The 17660-nt window shown below is 62.6% G+C and carries 15 protein-coding genes; 11 read left to right on the forward strand and 4 right to left on the reverse strand.

Annotated features, from left to right (window positions below; all coding sequences use genetic code 11):
- The first annotated feature begins 91 nt into the window (after positions 1-91).
- The 4 genes from FEZ59_RS04740 to FEZ59_RS04755 all read left to right on the forward strand — a co-directional run bounded on the left by FEZ59_RS04740 (position 92) and on the right by FEZ59_RS04755 (position 3892).
- Positions 92-1252: a pyridoxal phosphate-dependent aminotransferase gene (locus FEZ59_RS04740; RefSeq protein ID WP_024487530.1), complete on the forward strand. Its 1161-nt coding sequence runs from the start codon at positions 92-94 to the stop codon at positions 1250-1252.
- A 64-nt stretch (positions 1253-1316) separates the two neighbouring features.
- The gene (locus FEZ59_RS04745; RefSeq protein ID WP_046379784.1) at positions 1317-1922 is read left to right on the forward strand and encodes a TetR family transcriptional regulator; all 606 of its coding nucleotides are present in this window, start codon (positions 1317-1319) and stop codon (positions 1920-1922) included.
- 68 nt (positions 1923-1990) lie between these two features.
- Complete coding sequence (gene purB / locus FEZ59_RS04750) at positions 1991-3412, forward strand: adenylosuccinate lyase (RefSeq protein WP_019747059.1); 1422 nt, start codon at positions 1991-1993, stop codon at positions 3410-3412.
- 66 nt (positions 3413-3478) lie between these two features.
- Positions 3479-3892: an HIT family protein gene (locus tag FEZ59_RS04755; protein WP_047889106.1), complete on the forward strand. Its 414-nt coding sequence runs from the start codon at positions 3479-3481 to the stop codon at positions 3890-3892.
- Positions 3893-3907: 15 nt separating this feature from the next.
- On the opposite strand, the gene fes is transcribed toward FEZ59_RS04755, so the two are convergent.
- Positions 3908-5143, reverse strand: coding sequence for an enterochelin esterase (gene fes, locus FEZ59_RS04760; protein WP_172932301.1), 1236 nt, complete (start codon positions 5141-5143; stop codon positions 3908-3910).
- A gap of 66 nt (positions 5144-5209) precedes the next feature.
- Between fes and fepB the strand changes: the two genes are divergently transcribed.
- From fepB to FEZ59_RS04775, 3 genes are all read left to right on the forward strand, one after another.
- Positions 5210-6205 (forward strand): Fe2+-enterobactin ABC transporter substrate-binding protein, encoded by a 996-nt coding sequence (gene fepB, locus FEZ59_RS04765; RefSeq protein ID WP_019747062.1) that lies wholly within the window; start codon positions 5210-5212, stop codon positions 6203-6205.
- Between the two features lie 160 nt (positions 6206-6365).
- Positions 6366-7643, forward strand: coding sequence for a histidine kinase (locus FEZ59_RS04770; RefSeq protein ID WP_020906367.1), 1278 nt, complete (start codon positions 6366-6368; stop codon positions 7641-7643).
- Positions 7640-8302, forward strand: a complete 663-nt coding sequence (locus FEZ59_RS04775) for a response regulator transcription factor (RefSeq protein WP_019747064.1) — start codon at positions 7640-7642, stop codon at positions 8300-8302. The genes FEZ59_RS04770 and FEZ59_RS04775 overlap by 4 nt, the downstream gene beginning before the upstream one ends.
- Before the next feature lie 97 nt (positions 8303-8399).
- Here FEZ59_RS04775 and FEZ59_RS04780 read toward each other — a convergent pair whose 3' ends face one another.
- Positions 8400-9332 (reverse strand): tyrosine-protein phosphatase, encoded by a 933-nt coding sequence (locus FEZ59_RS04780; RefSeq protein ID WP_020906368.1) that lies wholly within the window; start codon positions 9330-9332, stop codon positions 8400-8402.
- Between the two features lie 250 nt (positions 9333-9582).
- On the opposite strand from FEZ59_RS04780, the gene FEZ59_RS04785 reads away from it, so the two are divergent.
- The 3 genes from FEZ59_RS04785 to FEZ59_RS04795 all read left to right on the forward strand — a co-directional run bounded on the left by FEZ59_RS04785 (position 9583) and on the right by FEZ59_RS04795 (position 13777).
- On the forward strand, positions 9583-10617 hold the full coding sequence (locus FEZ59_RS04785) for an ABC transporter substrate-binding protein (protein WP_172932302.1): 1035 nt from the start codon (positions 9583-9585) through the stop codon (positions 10615-10617).
- Positions 10618-10772: 155 nt separating this feature from the next.
- Positions 10773-11666, forward strand: a complete 894-nt coding sequence (locus FEZ59_RS04790) for a phosphoribosylaminoimidazolesuccinocarboxamide synthase (RefSeq protein ID WP_019747067.1) — start codon at positions 10773-10775, stop codon at positions 11664-11666.
- Complete coding sequence (locus tag FEZ59_RS04795; RefSeq protein WP_019747068.1) at positions 11663-13777, forward strand: S9 family peptidase; 2115 nt, start codon at positions 11663-11665, stop codon at positions 13775-13777. Before FEZ59_RS04790 ends, FEZ59_RS04795 begins: the two co-directional genes overlap by 4 nt.
- A gap of 12 nt (positions 13778-13789) precedes the next feature.
- Here FEZ59_RS04795 and FEZ59_RS04800 read toward each other — a convergent pair whose 3' ends face one another.
- Both FEZ59_RS04800 and FEZ59_RS04805 read right to left on the reverse strand, forming a co-directional pair.
- Entirely contained in the window at positions 13790-14479 is a 690-nt protein-coding gene (locus FEZ59_RS04800; protein WP_003945570.1) for a response regulator, read from the reverse strand.
- Positions 14476-16062 carry a sensor histidine kinase gene (locus FEZ59_RS04805; protein WP_019747069.1) on the reverse strand — a complete coding sequence of 529 codons (1587 nt, stop codon included), beginning with the start codon at positions 16060-16062 and terminating at the stop codon, positions 14476-14478. Before FEZ59_RS04805 ends, FEZ59_RS04800 begins: the two co-directional genes overlap by 4 nt.
- Positions 16063-16181: 119 nt before the next feature.
- On the opposite strand from FEZ59_RS04805, the gene FEZ59_RS04810 reads away from it, so the two are divergent.
- On the forward strand, positions 16182-17594 hold the full coding sequence (locus tag FEZ59_RS04810; protein WP_003945501.1) for a C4-dicarboxylate transporter DctA: 1413 nt from the start codon (positions 16182-16184) through the stop codon (positions 17592-17594).
- Positions 17595-17660 lie beyond the last annotated feature (66 nt).

Consider the following 17660-nt stretch of genomic DNA (forward strand, 5'->3'; position numbering starts at 1 on the left):
ATCGACTCATGCTGAGCACCTGAATCTGTCGGATCGTCACAAAGGATGGTCGTCGTTTCTCACGGAAGTGTGGTTCGGCTACCGTCGGGGTGTGCGCTCAGAATCTCGTCGATCAGATATCCAGACCTTCCATGTCATGGATGTATGGAAGGCCGCGACCGAACGTCAGCGGACGCACGGTGACGTTCTGACGTTGGCTGCCGGTCAACCGTCGACCCCCGCGCCGGCACCGGTGCTACGTGCGACGCGCGAGATCCTCGGCACCGAACTACTCGGGTATACCGAGACTTTCGGGATCCTGCCGCTACGCGAAGCTATTGCGCGCTACCACAGCGAGCGATCGGGAATAGCCGTCGACGCCGAAGACGTGGTGGTGACGACAGGTTCGTCCGGGGCGTTCACCTTGCTTTTCCTGGCCGCGTTCGACGAGGGCGACACCGTGGTGGTCGCTCGCCCCGGATATCCCGCCTACCGCAACACCCTTGCCGCTCTCGGCTGCAACGTCGTCGAACTCGACTGCGGGCCGGCAACCCGATACCAGCCGACGGTGGACATGCTCGAGGCCTTGCCGTCGCCGCCTGCCGGTCTGATCGTCGCCAGCCCGGCAAATCCGACGGGCACGGTGATCTCGCCCGAGGAGCTCGCTGCGTTGGCGACGTGGTGCGAGCAGCACGGCACCCTCCTGATCTCGGACGAGATCTACCACGGCATCGGATACGGCGATCAGCACACGTCGAGCGCCTGGGAGACCTCACGCGAATCCGTTGTGATCGGCTCGGTGTCCAAGTACTTCTCGATGACGGGTTGGCGGCTCGGGTGGATGTTGGTGCCGACGTACTTGCGGCGCCCGCTGCAGCGACTCGCGTCGAACATGACGGTGTGTCCGCCCGCGATCTCTCAGTACGCCGCCATCGAGGCGTTCTCGGACGAGGCGAAGGTCGAGTTGGACGGGCACGTTCAGCGGTACGCCGTCAATCGTGAACTGCTGTTGACCGGGTTGCCGAAACTGGGCATCACCGAGCTGGCTCCCGCCGACGGTGCGTTCTACGTCTACGCGGATATCGGCCATCTGTGTGGCGACGAGGGCGCTACCGCGTGGTGTGCCCGGTTGCTGACAGATACCGGGGTCGCGTTGGCACCCGGAATCGATTTCGACACCGTCCACGGAAACCGGATGGTCAGACTTTCGTTCGCGGGCGCGACAGCCGACATTCAGGAGGCGCTGACCCGCCTCGAGAAGTGGCTCGGGTAACAAACAGCAGGGTCTTCGAGCTGTTTCGCCATGCGGAGGTGCCCTCTGCTGGCACGATGTCGTGGTGTCTTCTGCAGCTACGCCCAAGGGTGAACGACGTCGCCAAGCTCTGGTGGCGTCCGCTGCTGAACTTTTGCTGGAGGGCGGGTTCGACGCCGTTCGTCACCGAGCGGTGGCAACCAGGGCCGACCTTCCTCTGGCTTCGACGACCTATTACTTCGACTCACTCGACGATCTGATCGCGTGTGCCGTCGAGCTCAACGGCAACGCCGACATGGAAGCGATGCGCGCCAGAGTGGCTGCGGTGACCCAACGTCGGCGGGGCGCGGAATCAACCGTCGAACTTTTGGTCGAGCTGCTGCTCGGAGACGAAGAGAAGCGGCCGGAGAGCCGCGAACGATTGATCTCGCGCTACGAACGATTTGTGGCGTGTGCCCGTCATCCCGCGCTTCGTGACGTGCAGTTGCGCCTACGCGCCCAGCTCGACGACCTGTTGACCGATGCGCTTCGACGCTCGGGCCGAACGGCTCCCGAGGGGCAATTGCGCCGTCTTGTCGCGATGGTCGACGGCGCGATGATCACGGCGCTCGGGGAGTACGACCCGGATCCACGCGGGTTGGCCAGAGGAATGCTCTTGGAATCGATCGACGTGATGGCGCCGCCGGTCTAGCTCGGGGGCGACAGCTGCTCTAGCTCGGGGGTAACAGCACTGCTCGGCCACCGTTAGACTGAGGCCTCGTGAGCCGCATCCCGAATGTCCTTGCCAACCGATACGCCAGCCCGGAGCTTGTTGCTCTGTGGTCTCCCGAGTACAAGATCGTGCTCGAGCGTCAATTGTGGGTGGCGGTGTTGCGTGCGCAGGCAGAGCTGGGCATCGACATTCCGGCCGACGCCATCGACGACTACGAGCGCGTCATCGACAACGTCGACCTGGCGTCCATCGCGGACCGCGAGCGGGTCACCCGCCACGACGTGAAGGCACGCATCGAGGAATTCAATGCACTCGCCGGACACGAGCAGGTCCACAAGGGCATGACCAGCCGTGACCTCACCGAGAACGTCGAGCAGCTGCAGATCGTGCGTTCTCTCGAACACGTCTACAACCACGGCATCGCCGTCGCCGCCCGTCTGGGTGAGCGCGCTGCCGAGTACTCGTCCATCGTGATGGCCGGCCGCTCGCACAACGTCGCAGCTCAGGCCACCACCTTGGGCAAGCGTTTCGCTTCCGCGGCCGACGAGCTTCTCGTTGCACTGACACGTCTGCGTCAGCTGATCGACCGCTACCCGCTGCGTGGGATCAAGGGCCCGATGGGTACCGCTCAGGACATGCTCGACCTCCTCGACGGCGATGCGGCCAAGCTCGAGCAGCTCGAAGCGAAGGTCGCGGAGCACCTCGGATTCGCCCACGTACTGACCAGCGTCGGCCAGGTGTACCCGCGTTCGCTCGACCACGACGTCATCTCCGCGCTCGTCCAGGTCGGCGCGGGCCCGTCGTCGTTTGCACACACGATCCGCCTGATGGCCGGCCATGAGCTGGTCACCGAAGGCTTCCAGCCCGGCCAGGTCGGCAGCTCGGCGATGCCGCACAAGATGAACACCCGCTCGTGCGAGCGAGTCAACGGACTTCAGGTGATCCTGCGCGGCTACGGCTCCATGGCAGCCGAGCTCGCGGGTGCACAGTGGAACGAAGGCGACGTCTTCTGCTCCGTCGTGCGCCGCGTCGCTCTCCCGGATGCGTTCTTCGCGATCGACGGCATGTTCGAGACCTTCCTGACCGTGCTGATCGAGATGGGCGCGTACCCGGCCGTCATCGAGAAGGAACTGACGCGCTACCTGCCGTTCCTCGCCACGACCCGCGTTCTCATGGCAGCGGTGCGCGCGGGCGTCGGACGCGAGACCGCCCACGAGGCGATCAAGGAGAACGCCGTCGCAGTTGCGCTGGCGATGCGTGAGGAAGGCAAGGAGCCCGACCTGCTCGATCGCCTTGCCGCCGACGACCGTTTGCCGCTCGACCGCGCCGCACTCGACGAGGCTCTTGCCGACAAGGCGGCCTTTGTCGGCGCCGCGTCTGCTCAGGTCGACGCCGTTGTCGCCGAGGTGCAGAAGCTTGTCGACGCCAACCCCGAAGCTGCGGCGTATGCGCCGTCGCCGATTCTGTAAGGGCTACGCCCCCGTGCGCCTTTTCGGTAGTCACCACTACCGAAAAGGCGCACAGGGTCGAAGAGCATGAACTGCATCTTCTGTTCCATCATCGCCGGTGAGGCCGAGGCCAGCGTCGTCTACGACGACGCGAATGTCCTTGCCTTCATGGATATTCGGCCGTTCACATCCGGCCATCTCCTGGTCGTGCCGAAGCGCCACGCCAGTGGATTGTCCACGCTCGATTCCGACGACGGTGCCAGGATCTTTGCCGTCGCACAGAAGATCGCCGCAGCGATGCGTACCGGACCTCTCCCGGTCGACGGAGTGAATCTGCATCTCTCCGACGGAGCTGTTGCGGGGCAGGAAGTCTTCCATGTTCATCTGCACGTCATTCCGCGAAATCGCGGCGACGGCTTCGGCCTGCGTGCACTACCTCGCACGCCCAATCGGGCAGTTCTCGACAGCACGGCTGCCGTCATTCGCGGTGCACTGAACTAGCGGTACCGGCCAGTTTCAGGGACTGCCGATCAGTTCGACAACGGAGTCCAGAAGGACACTGCGCCAGCACAACCAGTCGTGGCCGCCGTCGAAGATCCGATACGACACTTGCGCTCCGGCAGCTTCCAACGCCTGTGCGACCGCTGCGCTGTGCCCGACCATGTCGGACTCGTGCCTACCTACTTCGAGGACAACGCGTAAACCGTCCGGCACGCCATCGCGCTCGATGCGTGCGGCGATGTCTCCACCCGGCGGACCGTCCTCGCCGCGCTTCAAGCCTGTCGGCCACCAGAATGAACCGGACCCGCTGGCGACCAGCGCGAAGTGTTCGGGGAATTCGAGTGCTGCGAACATCGAGGCCAGGCCGCCGAAACTCTGCCCTGACACCACCGTTCGCGTTCGATCAGACGAGAAGGGTGCGACGGCGCGCACCTGCGGAAGTAGTTCGTCGACGACTGCACTCCAGTAGTCGCGGTTGCACGGCAATTCCTTCGAACGACGTTGATTGTCAACGGAATCAATGGCCAGCAGAACGCAGGACTTCAGTTTGCCGGTCTGGACTGCACGATCGAAGGCGGCACCTGCTGGCATGACCTCGGCCCAGTGGCGCCCGTCGAGAAGTATCACGAGCGGCCGTTCTTCGAGCGGTGTCAATCCGTCGTCCACGGTCTCGTAGATCCACACCGGCCGCTCGACGTCCAACGTCGAACTGGCCCAGGTGAGCTGTATCGACTTCCTGAAAACTGGAGCATCCCAACCGAACTGGACCGGCGCCGAGGGCATCTCAGCGACGGAACGCCTTGTGTCCACGCCTGCGGAAAGCGGATTGAGTGGGTCGGCAATTCGGTGTTCGAGCAACCCCAACCAGCGGGTGCGGCGGGTCGTGTCTTCCTTGCCTGCTCCCGGATAGTCGAATTCGTCGACTACGGACTTCGGCGCCGGGATGATGCTGTAACTGCTGCGCCAGGTGTTCGAGACTTCGGCGGCGTAGAACCACACCGGACTCTCACCGATCCGTTGCATCACGCTGAGTTGTTCCGTGTGATGGTCGGTCAACGAGTTTGCGTCGAGGTAGACGCGCTCGACTTCCGTCTCCTCGGGCTGTCGCCAGAGGAAAGTTACTCGAACTGTATGTGTATCAACACTTTCGATGATCGGCGTGCCTTGTTGCACTATCCGGTTCCAGAAGGTGTCGATGTCGGGCGAGGCCGCGAGGGAAGCGGACAATTCTGTCACCGCCTGAGTTAGCATGAGCACAGCCTAACCTAATTTCATGGGCTTTTGAATTCGAGGAGTGGTCCGCCAGTGGGCGTCACAATGAAAAAATCGCGCGCCTTGAAGGTGCTCTCCGCAGTCTTGGTGGCAGGGTTCGCTCTCGCCGGATGTAGTTCTGCGGATGCCGATTCCGGTGCTGATTCGGCTGCATCGCAGGGTAATTGGCCCCGCACGGTGGAAACGCCGAAGGGGCCGGTGGAGATCACGTCGAAGCCGGAGAGGATCGTCTCGACCAGTGTGACGCTGACGGGCACGCTGTTGTCGATCGACGCTCCGGTGGTGGCTACCGCATCGACGGGACCGAACACCGACGTATCGGATGCGCAGGGGTTGTTCACACAGTGGGGCGACATAGCTCGAGAACGTGGACTCGCAGTGCTGCCGATGGGCGGAGCGAACGCAGAATCCGTTCTGGCCCAGAACCCGGACCTCATCGTCGTCTCGGCGACCGGAGGTGACTCCGTCGTCGATCTGTACGAACAGTTCACGGCCATCGCTCCGACAATCGTGGTGGACTACGGCGGAAGTAGTTGGCAGGAAGTGGCCGCCGTGCTGGGTGAAGCGACAGGTCTCGAAGACAACGCAGCGGCCACGGTCGCGAAATTCGACAGCGCAGTAGAGGCAGCGAAGGCCAAGGTCACACTTCCCCCGCAGCCGACCACCGCGCTCGTCTACTACGAGGACGGCAGCGGCGCCAATATCTGGACGCACGAGTCCGGGCAGGCGAAGTTGCTCACGGCGATGGGTTTCACGGTCGCCGACATTCCCGAGTCTGCGAAGAGCAGTGAATCCATGGGTAAGCGCAAGGACATCATTCAGGTCTCGGCCGAGAACCTCTACGACGGTATCGCGGGCAACACCCTGATCTTGGTCAGCGCCGACGACGGTGCGGTGAAAGCGGTCGAGGCACTTCCCCTGCTGGCGCAGCATCCGGCAATTCGTGATCACCATGTCTATGCCGTGGGGCTCGATACCTTCCGTCTCGACTACTACAGCGCAACCAACATGGTGAACCGGTTGGTCGAGCAGTTCAGCTGAGACATAAGTACTGGACATAAGTACTAGGCCTTTCACCCCGAACTAGTCCTTTGGTTGTAGCCGAGAATCGAACATTCCCTTCACGTTCGCCGAATGTGGGACCAAGTGGTGCGCGCATGCCACCATGAACGTCAATCATCGGATGCGGAATGGGGAGTGGATGTTCGACTCGGCTGGTCAGAATGTCTCGGGGCAAGCCCTGGCATCGCGAGGGTGGGGACGTTTCAACCTGAACAACCCGGCCACGGCGGCCGTGATCGTCGGCCTGCTGAGTGTGCCGTGGGTGTTCGGTCTCGCCAGTCTCAAGACTGAACCCGAGACGAGCAATCGAGTGCTGAGCGATCCGGGAACCGTCGTCGGCATCATGGGTTTCCTGACGGTGTTGACCGTTGTGGCGTGTGCGCGCCGGCGGTACCCGATCGCGTACTACCTCCTGACGTTGGCAGGATCCGGCGGATTGATGCTCTTCCTCGGCAGTCGATCGCTGGGGGCCACGCCGCTTTTCTGGTTCGCGATCATGGCAGTGTCCATCCGGGTGAGCGGCATGCGCCTGGTCGGACTGCTGGTCCTCGGAATGGCGATGGACGTGATCTTGGCGATGTATCTCACCGAGCGGGACGGGCTGACGGTCGCAGAGGTTCAGGTGGGGGAGTTGCCCCACCTGTTCCTCGAGCCGGCGGCAAACACCGTCACGAGTTTTCTGGTCGTCGCCGCCATGGGAAAGATCGTCGCGCGTCTGCGAAAGCAAGCAGTGGAGAACAGTCAGGCGGTAGCGGATCTGCACCGGGACCGCGAACGGAAGATCGCGAATGCCGTTGTCGCCGAACGGCAGGACATGGCACGTGAGTTGCACGACGTCGCGGCTCACCACATGACCGGCATGATCATCCAGGCCCGTGCCGCCGACAAGTTCTTCTCGAGCAATCCCGAACAAGCGCAAGCCCTTCTGGGCGGCGTCATCGAGCAGGGGCAGCGGGCCCTCAACAGCTTGCGGCAGATCGTGGGGATCCTTCGTCTGGGTGAGGAAGACCCCGATTTCCCGACGCCCATGGTCTCCGACATCGACGAGTTGGTGGACGACTGCAGGCGCACCATCTCGTCGATCTCGCTCGAGAAGGTCGGCCGCTTCGACGACCTGGACAGCGGAGTCCAGTTGACGTGCTACCGCATCGTCCAGGAGGCGTTGTCGAACGTCCTTCGCCATGCGCCGGGTAGCGAGTCCAAGGTATGTCTGAGCCGAGAAGCCGGTGCGGTGAGAGTCCGGGTGATCAATACGCTCGGGAATGCTCGTCCGTCCTCCGACGGGCAAAACCTCGGAATTGTGGGAATGCGCGAACGCGCGACGCTCATGGGTGGTCAACTGGACGCCGGACCGAATTCGGAAGGTGAGTGGGCTGTGCAGGCACTGGTGCCGGTGAACGGGAGGATCAACGCATGATCGACGTCCTTATTGCAGACGACCAGCAGGTGGTACGGCAGGGGTTCGAACTGTTTCTCTCCGGTCACCCCGAGATTCGCGTCGTCGGGCATGCCAAGACGGGAGTCGAGGCGTACGAGCAGGTGCGTGCACTGCGTCCGGACGTCGTACTGATGGATATCCGAATGCCTCACGGTGACGGATTGACCGCGACCAGGGAGGTCCTTGCCGAGTTTCCGGCGACCCGCGTCGTCGTGATCACCACGTTCGATCTCGACGAGTACGTTTTCGAGGCGCTCGACAGTGGCGCCGCAGGGTTCCTGCTCAAAGACGCCGATCCCGAGGAGCTCTCGTCGGCAGTGCTGACCGTGGCCGAGGGTGGTTCGGTGCTCTCTCCGAGATTGACGTCGAGACTGATCGTGGAGTTCGCGAGGCGCAAACCGGCACCGATGTCCACGGCGCGCTCCGGATCGGATCACGGTCTCAGCGCGCGTGAAATGGATGTGGTGCAGTTGCTGTCACAAGGCTTGGGAAACAACGACATCGCAGATTCCCTCAGCCTCGAGCAGAGCACGGTGAAGTCGCACATCAGCAACATCTGCAAGAAGCTGCAGGTGCGCACCCGTGTGCAGATCGTCATCTGGGCGTACCGAAACAACGTGATCGCCGTATCGCGCTGACGCACGGGACGCTGCGGCGCATCCGGCACGGCACGGGCAGAGAAATTCCACGTGCCCCGGGTTCGACCCCTCGTCGAACCCGGGGCAGCTGGGTCGCTCAGCCCAGCAGTTTGGCTTTGAGCGTCATGACGGTCGCCGGACTCAGACCCAAGCCCTCGGTCAGGTAACGATCGACCGACCCGTAGGTCTGGTCCAACTGGGCGAGGCCGGCATCGAGATAGCTTGCCTCGACACCCAACAGGGGCTCCATGTTGACGGCCATCTGTTCGCCCAGGCTCGCCGCGATGCCCGCGCGCGTGGCCTTCATGCCTTCGGCTGTGTATTCGTTGGTCAGCAAGTAGTCGTTCATGATCACCGAGCGGTCGACACCGGCGATGCTCAGCAGCAGAAACGACGTCCAGCCGGTGCGGTCTTTACCTGCAGTGCAATGGAAGACCTGTGCGCCTTCGGTTTCCGCGAGGCCCGTGAGCAACTGTGCGAACCCGGCTCGCTCCGTCGCTCCGGTGACGAAGGCGCGGTTCATGTCCTGCATCATCGATCGTGAGTCCTCGGGGGACTTGATCTTCGCGACCATCTCGGCGATGTTCCCGGACAGGATCGGAATGTTCTCGTACGCAACCCCGTCGGGCAGGACATCCGGCTTGCTGGCGATCTCGGGTTCCGTGCGCAGATCGTAAACCTTTGTCAGTCCCAGCTTTTCGAGAATGCTCATGTCATCGCCCTTGGGCGTGATCGCGTTCGCGCGGTAGAAGACTCCCTTGTTCACGGGCAGACCGAGAGTTCCCGAGTATCCGGCGCCGGTGCCTGCGACGTCGCGGAAATTGTCGATCCCGGTCAGCCGCGGAGCATCTGGGGTTTGCTCGGCACTGCCGAAGTTGCTGGATCCGAAATCCAGTGAGCCGAACTGTGGAGCCGAGGGGGCAGGTTCGGCGTGCGCGATCGAGGCGCCGAAACCGGTGATGAGAAAGCTGCTGGTCAACGCAATGGCCGCGGCAGACCGTAGCGAGCACGTGCGCGTGGATCGGGACATGTGTGAGCCCTTCGTCGAGCGGAGAGAGTGGCTGGTCGATGAGGTATCGCGAAGGCAAGGTAGCGAGTTCGCGTGTCCGATTCGAGAGGAATCTTGCTTTGCTCCCTCTCAGTGGGAGGCGTGCTGCTGTGAGCGTGAGTGACTCGGGAGGCGCAGTTCATTCCTCGAGACCTGTGTTTGTGTAAAGGTCCAGTGCCCTGATATTGGTTAGCCTCACCAAATCAATTCCGGAGCAGTCCGGTGCGTTCAGATGGAGTTCAACATGCGGGTTCAAGGTCTGTCGTGGTTTCGCCGCGCAGTGGTGATCGGCGCAGCAGCTGCGCTGGCGGTCGGCGTCGCCGGCTGCAGCAACTCCGAGGAGGCGTCGTCCGAATCGTCGACGACAGCCGCGAGCTCGCAGACCCGTGTCTTCGAGGCACAGAACGGATCCATCGAGATCCCGAGCGACCCGCAGCGGATCGTGGCCTGCGGATACGCAGTTCTGCCGCTGATTCAGGCGGGAGCGAACCTGGCAGCAGTATGTGAGTGGACCCGTGAACTCGGCAACATGGACGACAAGACCAAGGCCGCTTACGAAGCTCTGCCGAAGGTCGCGCCCGACGGCAACGTCTCCCAGCTCAACTACGAGGGAATCGTCGCTGCCGAGCCCGATCTGATCATCATGGGTGTTCCCGCTCGTGTCGAAAGCCAGCTGGACATGGCGCAGCTCAAGGCGGCCGCTCCCGTCGTCTTCCTGGGACCGACGGTTCCTGCTGATTGGCGAGTGCTGGGCGAGCAGTTCGCCGATGCCGCGAATGTCTCCAACACCTACGGCGAGTTCAAGGACGACTACGACGCCAAAACCGCCGAACTGGCCGCGAAGTACAAGGACAAGCTCGGCTCGCTGACCTTCGGCGGCGTGTGCAACGTCTGCAAGCCCGAGGCCGGCACCTTCTCACGCGAGTACGCGTCTTCGTACACGACCAATCTCTTCGACGGACTCGGACTGCAGTTCCCCGGCACCCCCGCAGACCCCGCCGACATCCACGTCGAACAGGTATCCATCGAGAAGATCGGCGAAAATCTCGGAAATGTCGACGTGATCGTCTACGGCCTCAACGCCGACGGCTCGATGTCTCCGCAGTTGCAGGAGCTGGTCAATTCCGAGCTGTGGAAGGAATTGCCCGCAGTGAAGGCCGGCAACGTCGTCCAGGTCCAGCATTCGCTGGCCGCGACCTATCAGACGGCTCTTCTGACGCTGGATTCGATCGACGAGGGCCTGTCGAAGCTGCCCGCAAACCAGTAGTTCATCGACTGTGACGGTGGCCTCTCGCCTGCTGGCGAGGGGCCACCTGCATATCCGGATGAGCAGGGCGGACAGCTCTCCGAACGGCGAGGACGCTTACCTGTCCCGGCTACCGGGGTTCTGTACGAACTGCGAACGCCCGATAGGGTGACCGGGTGCGTCCTACACTTGATTCCTACACTCATCTGGCCGGTGGCAAGGTCCGTGACCTTTACACGATCGACGACGAGCATCTGCTGCTTGTCGCGAGTGATCGGATCTCGGCCTACGACCACGTGCTCAGCACGCCGATCCCGGACAAGGGTCGCGTGCTCACCGCGATGAGCGTGTTCTTCTTCAACGTCCTCGGTGGCACCAACCACCTGGCCGGCGAGCCCGACGACGATCGCATCCCGGAAGAGGTTCTCGGCCGCGCTCTCGTGGTGCGCTCCCTCGACATGGTTCCCGTCGAATGCGTCGTTCGTGGCTTCCTCACCGGCTCCGGCCTGGTCGACTACAACAACACCGGCGCAGTGTGCGGTGTCGCGTTGCCCGAGGGCCTCGTCGAGGCGTCGCGGCTGCCCGACCCGATCTTCACCCCGGCGTCCAAGGCAGCTCTCGGGGATCACGACGAGAACATCAGCTTCGATCAGGTAGTGGAGAAGGTCGGCCAGAAGCTGGCAGTGCAGCTTCGCGAGGACACTCTCGACGTTTATGCCCGCGCCTCCAACTTCGCGGCCGATCGCGGAATCATCCTTGCCGACACCAAGCTCGAATTCGGTCTCGACTCCGGTGGAAACCTCGTGCTCGCCGACGAGGTGCTCACCCCCGACTCGTCGCGCTACTGGCCTCTCGAAGGCTACGAAGCGGGCAAGGTGCAGCCCAGTTTCGACAAGCAGTTCGTGCGCGACTGGCTCACGAGCCCCGAATCCGGCTGGGACCGTAGCTCGGACACGACACCGCCGCCGTTGCCGCAGGAGATCGTCGACGCGACTCGGGCACGCTACATCGAGGCGTACGAGCGCATTTCCGGTCTGTCCTTCGACGATTGGGTCGGTCCCAGCGCATGAGCCTGATCCCGCCGGTCGCAAAAAAGGTCCCCGCCGAACGTACCCATCACGGACACACGTTCGTCGATGACTACGAGTGGCTGCGGGACAAGGACAACGCCGAGGTAGTCGCATACCTCGAAGCCGAAAACGCGTACACCGACGAGCAGACGGCCGCGCTCGAGCCGTTGCGCGAGAAGATCTTCCAGGAGATCAAGTCGCGGACGCAGGAAACCGACATGTCGGTGCCCACTCGCATGGGTAAGTGGTGGTACTACTCGCGCAGCGTGGAAGGCAAGTCGTACACCGTCCAGTGCCGGTGCCCCATCGCCGGTGAAGACGACTGGACTCCGCCCAACCTGACGCCCGGCGTCGAGCTGGCCGGCGAGCAGATCCTCATGGACGGCAACGTCGAAGCCGAAGGGCACGAGTTCTTTTCGCTCGGCGCGTTCTCCATCAGCGAGGACGGCACGTTGCTTGCGTACTCGGTGGACATCGTCGGCGACGAGCGGTACACCTTGCGGTTCAAGAACCTCGAGACCGGTGAGATGCTCGCCGACGAGATTCCCGATACCGCGCCTGGCGCCACCTGGGCGATCGACCACAGTCACGTCTTCTACATGACGGTCGACGATTCCTGGCGTCCGGACACCGTGTGGCGTCACAAGCTGGGAACGCCGCAGAGTCAAGATGTTTCGGTGTTCCACGAGCCCGACGAGCGGTACTGGGTTTCGGTGGGGTCTACCCGCAGTGAGAAGTACCTGATGATCTGGGTCGGTTCCAAGGTGACCAGCGAAGGCTGGATGCTGGAATCGGCGAACCCGGAAGGCGACTTCCGCGTCATCATCCCGCGTCGCGAGGGCGTCGAGTACGGCGCTGAACACGCGGTGATCGGGGGAGAGGACCGCTTCCTGATCCTCCACAACGACGTCGTGGACGGAGTCAAGGCCGAGAACTTCGTGTTGGTGGAAGCTCCCGTGTCGGATCCGACAAACATGACGACGCTGATCGAGCACAGCGCAGACGTTCGTCTGGAAGAAGCCGAAGCTTTTGCCGGACACCTCGTCCTGAGCTACCGCCGCGAGGCGCTCACTCGGGTTGCCGTGTGGCCGTTGACGGATGACGGCTACGGCGAGCGTCACGAAATCGACTTCGACGAAGAACTCTTCAGCATCGGTATGGGGTCCAACCCGGAATGGGCGCAGCCCACCATCCGACTCGGCTTCACGTCGTTCATCACTCCCGGGCAGGTGTACGACTACTACGTCGCCAGTGGTGAACTGGCACTGCGCAAGTCGCAGCCTGTTCTCGGTGACTTCGATGCGAGTAATTACGAGCAGCGTCGCGACTGGGCAGTGGCCGACGACGGAACCCGCATTCCGCTCTCGATCGTGAGGCGCGTAGGTGCGCCGGAAGGTCCCGCGCCGCTGCTGTTGTACGGCTACGGTTCCTACGAGGCGAGCATCGACCCGTCGTTCTCGGTTGCCCGCTTGTCGTTGCTCGATCGCGGCGTCGTCTTCGTGGTCGCACACGTGCGCGGCGGCGGCGAGATGGGTCGTCACTGGTACGAAAACGGCAAGACGCTCACGAAGAAGAACACTTTCACCGATTTTGTCTCATGCGCAAAGCATTTGATCGACACCGGTGTCACAGCCGCTGATCGGATGGTTGCCGACGGCGGTAGTGCGGGTGGATTGCTGATGGGGGCTGTCGCCAACCTCGCCCCGGAACTGTTTGCCGGCATTCTCGCCAATGTTCCGTTTGTCGACCCGCTGACGTCGATTCTCGATCCGTCGCTGCCGTTGACGGTCATCGAGTGGGACGAATGGGGAGATCCGCTGCACAACAAGGACGTCTACGACTACATGCGCTCGTACAGCCCGTACGAGAACGTGGAAGCCAAGGACTATCCCGCCATTCTTGCGATCACGAGCATCAATGACACCCGTGTTCTGTACGTGGAGCCGGCCAAGTGGGTCGCAAAACTGCGCGCCACCAAGACCGGTGATGCTCCGCTACTTCTCAAGACCGAGATGAGCGCCGGACACGGCGGTGTCAGCGGTCGGTACGAGAAGTGGAAAGAGGTCGCATTCGAGTTCGCCTGGGTTCTCGACACGGTCGGCGCAAACTAGCTTCTGTGTCAATCAGGTTCTGCGGTAACGAACCTGAGGGCGCCCAGCGCGCCCGTACTCGGTCTCCCGGGTGAGCATGCCGTCGTCTGCCAGCTTTTCCAGGTAGCGCCAGGCCGTCACCCGGGACACGCCGACCGATGCTGCCACCTCTGCAGCGGTCACCGGTCCTTCAGAATCCCGGACAGACGCTGCGACGAGTCCGAGTGTTTGAGACGCAAAGCCTTTCGGTGCCGCTGCGCGATCGTCGGACGTTCGTAGTGCGGACATCGCGCGGTCGATGTCGTGTTGACTGACCGCAGACTCTCCAGCGGGAAGTGCTGCACGATATTCGAGGTAGCGCTCGAGCTTGTCGCGGAATGCTGCGAAAGTGAACGGCTTGAGAAGATAGAGGACGATCCCGCGAGCCACGGCGCTTCGGACCACCTCCAGATCGCGCGCCGAGGTAACCGCGATGATGTCCGGACTGGGCCGCAACCCGCCGAGGGCGGAAGCCACGTCGAGACCGCTGGCGTCGGGCAACCCGATGTCGAGCAGGACCAGGTCGATGGGCTGGTCGGTGGCATTGGCCGCCGTAACTGCACGCACGGCGGCGTTCCCGGAATGAACCACGCCGTGGACCACGAATTCCGGCACACGCTCGACGTACGAACGGTGCGCCTGGGCGATCAACGGTTCGTCGTCGACTATCAGTACACGGATCATCGCGGTGCTTCCGCCTCGCGCAGCGGGATACGGACAACCAGCATTGAGCCCATCGCCGGCTCGCTGGTGAGCGTGCCGCCGTGCCGTTTCACAACTTGAGAGACCAGTGCGAGACCGAGTCCGCGAGAGCCGGATTTTGTGGAGTAGCCACGGCCCTTGGCCTTTTCGAGTGCTTCGGGTGTCATTCCCGGGCCGCTGTCGGCGACGGCAACAACCATCATCGAATCCTCTTCCATTACCGTCACTTCCACCCACGGAGACTCGCTCGCGCGCGATGCGTCAATAGCATTGTCCACGAGATTGCCGACCAGCGTGACCAACTCGCGTGCATTGAGCGAAGGAACCGGACCGAGCGCGGTGTCTTCCGTGATGGTCAGGTCGACCCCGCGTTCGGTCGCTTCGCTCATTTTCCCGAGCAGTAGTGCGGCCAGCGCCGGCTCGTGGACCGCATTCATCAGACGATCGATCAGCTGTTGGGACACCCGCAATTCGTTGGTGGCGAAGGCCACTGCGTCCTCGTTTCGCCCCAACTCGACCATCGTGATGATCGTGTGCAGACGATTTGCACTCTCGTGGGCTTGCGATCGAAGCGACTCGGCAAAACTACGTACCGAATCCAATTCCCCGAGTACGTTCTGAAGTTCGGTGTGATCGCGAATTGTCAGCACGGTGCCAATTCTGTTGCCCTCCCACTCAACCGGGTGTTGGTTGACCACCAGCACACGCTTGTCGGTGAGGTGCACTTGATCCTTCGCGGGAGAGGCGTCGTCGACCCGCATGGTCTCGGGGATGGATGAAAGTGGCACGGGCCCGTCCGGTAGATCGAGGAGGCGACGTGCTTCGTCGTTGACGATGTCCACTCTCGCGTCTTTGCTTCGGCCTTGCCCGATCACCACCAAACCCTCACCGATGCTGTGCAGTACGGCGTCGTGGTGCTCGTACATGGTGCGCAGTTCGTCCGGAGCCATTCCCAGGGTCTGTCGCCTGATGCGTCGGCTCACCAGAAGTGAACTCAGGAGGGCGGCAAGAAGACCGCCGCCGGCAACGAACAGGATGACCGGAACACTTTGGGCGAACTGCTTGCTGATCTGCTCGCGGGTGACACCGGCAGAAACCAGACCGACCAGGGTTCCGCCGGAATCGTAGACAGGAGTGACTGCGCGGATCGACGGCCCCAGCGACCCGGCGTACGTCTCCGTGAAGGTCACGCCGGCGAGTGCGCGGTCAATGTTTCCGTTGAACAGTTGACCGATCAGCTCCGGGCTCGTGTGGGTGAACCGAGTGCGATCCGGCGCCATCACCACGATGAAATCGACGCCGGTTGCCTGTCGGATCTTCTCGGTCTGTGGTTGCAGAATCGCGGTCGGGTCCGGACTCGTCAGGGCGGCCGCCGTCGAATCCGACAGGGCGAGAGTCTGCGCTATCGAGCTCACCTGCCTGCGGATCGCGTCGTCGCTGTCTCGGCGTTCGTCGACAACTGCGAGCGCGGCCCCCACGCCGATGACCAGCGCCAACAACGCCAATTGCAGGAGCAGGATCTGCCTGGCGACGCTCATACGTCGGCCGGTCTTTCGTTCGACCATCGAGCGCCTCCTGAACGTAATGAACACAAACTTCCGGGCCCACCTGTTTGCAACAAGAATTCTCCACGACTCGAAGTGATCCCGATCACTTCACAGATATCCGATCCAAAGGACACCCCATGAGCAGCACGGCAACAGGGACAGTAGACGGTTCCCCACAGCCCGAGGGCACCAAGGCAAAGCGCGACAAGACGCATTGGCTCTACATGAGCGTCATTGTCGCGGTTATCGGCGGCATCCTCGTCGGTTGGCTCGCACCCGAGTTCGGTAAGTCCGTCGGTGTACTCGGCACGTTGTTCGTCAGCCTGATCAAGATGATGATCAGCCCGGTCATCTTCTGCACCATCGTGCTCGGCATCGGCTCGGTTCGAGCTGCGGCCAAGGTCGGCAAGGTCGGCGGCCTCGCACTCGCCTACTTCATCGGGATGTCCACCATCGCACTCGCGATCGGCCTGGGCGTCGGCAACCTGCTCAACCCGGGCAGCGGCCTGAACATCACGCCCAACGCGGCCTCCGTGGCCAAGCTTGCAGATCAGGCCCACAGCGCGGGCGGTACCTGGGACTTCATCGCGTCCATCATTCCGACGTCGATGCTGTCCTCCCTCACCGCCGGCAGCGTGCTGCAGACTCTGTTCGTCGCCCTTCTGGTCGGCTTCGCGATCCAGTCGCTCGGCAAGTCGGGTGAGCCGATTCTCAAGGCCGTCGGATACATCCAGAAGCTCGTGTTCAAGATCCTGACGATGATTCTCTGGCTCGCCCCGATCGGTGCTTTCGGCGCCATCGCCAGCGTCGTCGGCCAGACCGGTTTGAACGCCGTCGTCCAGCTCGGAACCCTGATGATCGGCTTCTACCTGACCTGCCTGATCTTCGTCTTCGGTGTTCTCGGAACGCTGCTGCGCGCGGTCACCGGATTCAACATCTTCAAGCTGGTCAAGTACTTGGCCCGTGAGTACCTGCTCATCTTCGCCACGTCGTCCTCCGAATCGGCACTGCCGCGTCTGATCGCCAAGATGGAGCACGTAGGCGTCGAGCGCACCACGGTGGGCATCGTCGTTCCCACCGGCTACTCGTTCAACCTCGACGGCACCGCGATCTACCTGACGATGGCCTCGATCTTCATCGCCGACGCCATGGGACAGCCGCTCGCATTCGGTGAACAGCTCTCGCTGCTGGTGTTCATGATCATCGCCTCCAAGGGCGCTGCGGGAGTCAGCGGCGCCGGTCTGGCCACGCTGGCCGGTGGACTGCAGAGTCATCGCCCCGAGCTTCTCGACGGCGTCGGACTCATCGTCGGAATCGACCGCTTCATGTCGGAAGCGCGAGCGATCACCAACTTCTCGGGCAATGCGGTCGCGACTCTCCTGGTCGGCGCGTGGACCAAGACGATCGACAAGGAACGCGTCATCGAGGTGCTCGACGGGAAGATTCCGTTCAACGAAGCCACGATGCTCGACGACGAGGACGAAGAAGAGCAGCACAAACTCGAAACGGCTCCGACCGGCACCAAGCAGTCATTTGTGAGCCATCACTAGATACTTCCGCTCTGCTGAACGTTTGACCGCACAGCAGGCGCGGAACCCGATCTACGATCAGTGATC

The organism is Rhodococcus sp. MS13 (assembly GCF_013277835.1).
Classification (GTDB): Bacteria; Actinomycetota; Actinomycetes; order Mycobacteriales; family Mycobacteriaceae; genus Rhodococcus_F; species Rhodococcus_F erythropolis.

Excerpts from the sequence above, each read along its gene's own strand:
- FEZ59_RS04780 (WP_020906368.1), bottom strand. The coding sequence starts at position 9,332 with ATGTCCCGATCCACGCGCACGTGCTCGCTACGGTCTGCCGCGGCCATT.
- FEZ59_RS04800 (WP_003945570.1), bottom strand. The coding sequence starts at position 14,479 with ATGATCCGTGTACTGATAGTCGACGACGAACCGTTGATCGCCCAGGCG.
- FEZ59_RS04785 (WP_172932302.1), top strand. The coding sequence starts at position 9,583 with ATGGAGTTCAACATGCGGGTTCAAGGTCTGTCGTGGTTTCGCCGCGCA.
- fepB (WP_019747062.1), top strand. The coding sequence starts at position 5,210 with ATGAAAAAATCGCGCGCCTTGAAGGTGCTCTCCGCAGTCTTGGTGGCA.
- FEZ59_RS04755 (WP_047889106.1), top strand. The coding sequence starts at position 3,479 with ATGAACTGCATCTTCTGTTCCATCATCGCCGGTGAGGCCGAGGCCAGC.
- fes (WP_172932301.1), bottom strand. The coding sequence starts at position 5,143 with ATGCTAACTCAGGCGGTGACAGAATTGTCCGCTTCCCTCGCGGCCTCG.
- FEZ59_RS04805 (WP_019747069.1), bottom strand. The coding sequence starts at position 16,062 with ATGGTCGAACGAAAGACCGGCCGACGTATGAGCGTCGCCAGGCAGATC.
- FEZ59_RS04775 (WP_019747064.1), top strand. The coding sequence starts at position 7,640 with ATGATCGACGTCCTTATTGCAGACGACCAGCAGGTGGTACGGCAGGGG.
- FEZ59_RS04770 (WP_020906367.1), top strand. The coding sequence starts at position 6,366 with ATGTTCGACTCGGCTGGTCAGAATGTCTCGGGGCAAGCCCTGGCATCG.
- FEZ59_RS04810 (WP_003945501.1), top strand. The coding sequence starts at position 16,182 with ATGAGCAGCACGGCAACAGGGACAGTAGACGGTTCCCCACAGCCCGAG.
- FEZ59_RS04795 (WP_019747068.1), top strand. The coding sequence starts at position 11,663 with ATGAGCCTGATCCCGCCGGTCGCAAAAAAGGTCCCCGCCGAACGTACC.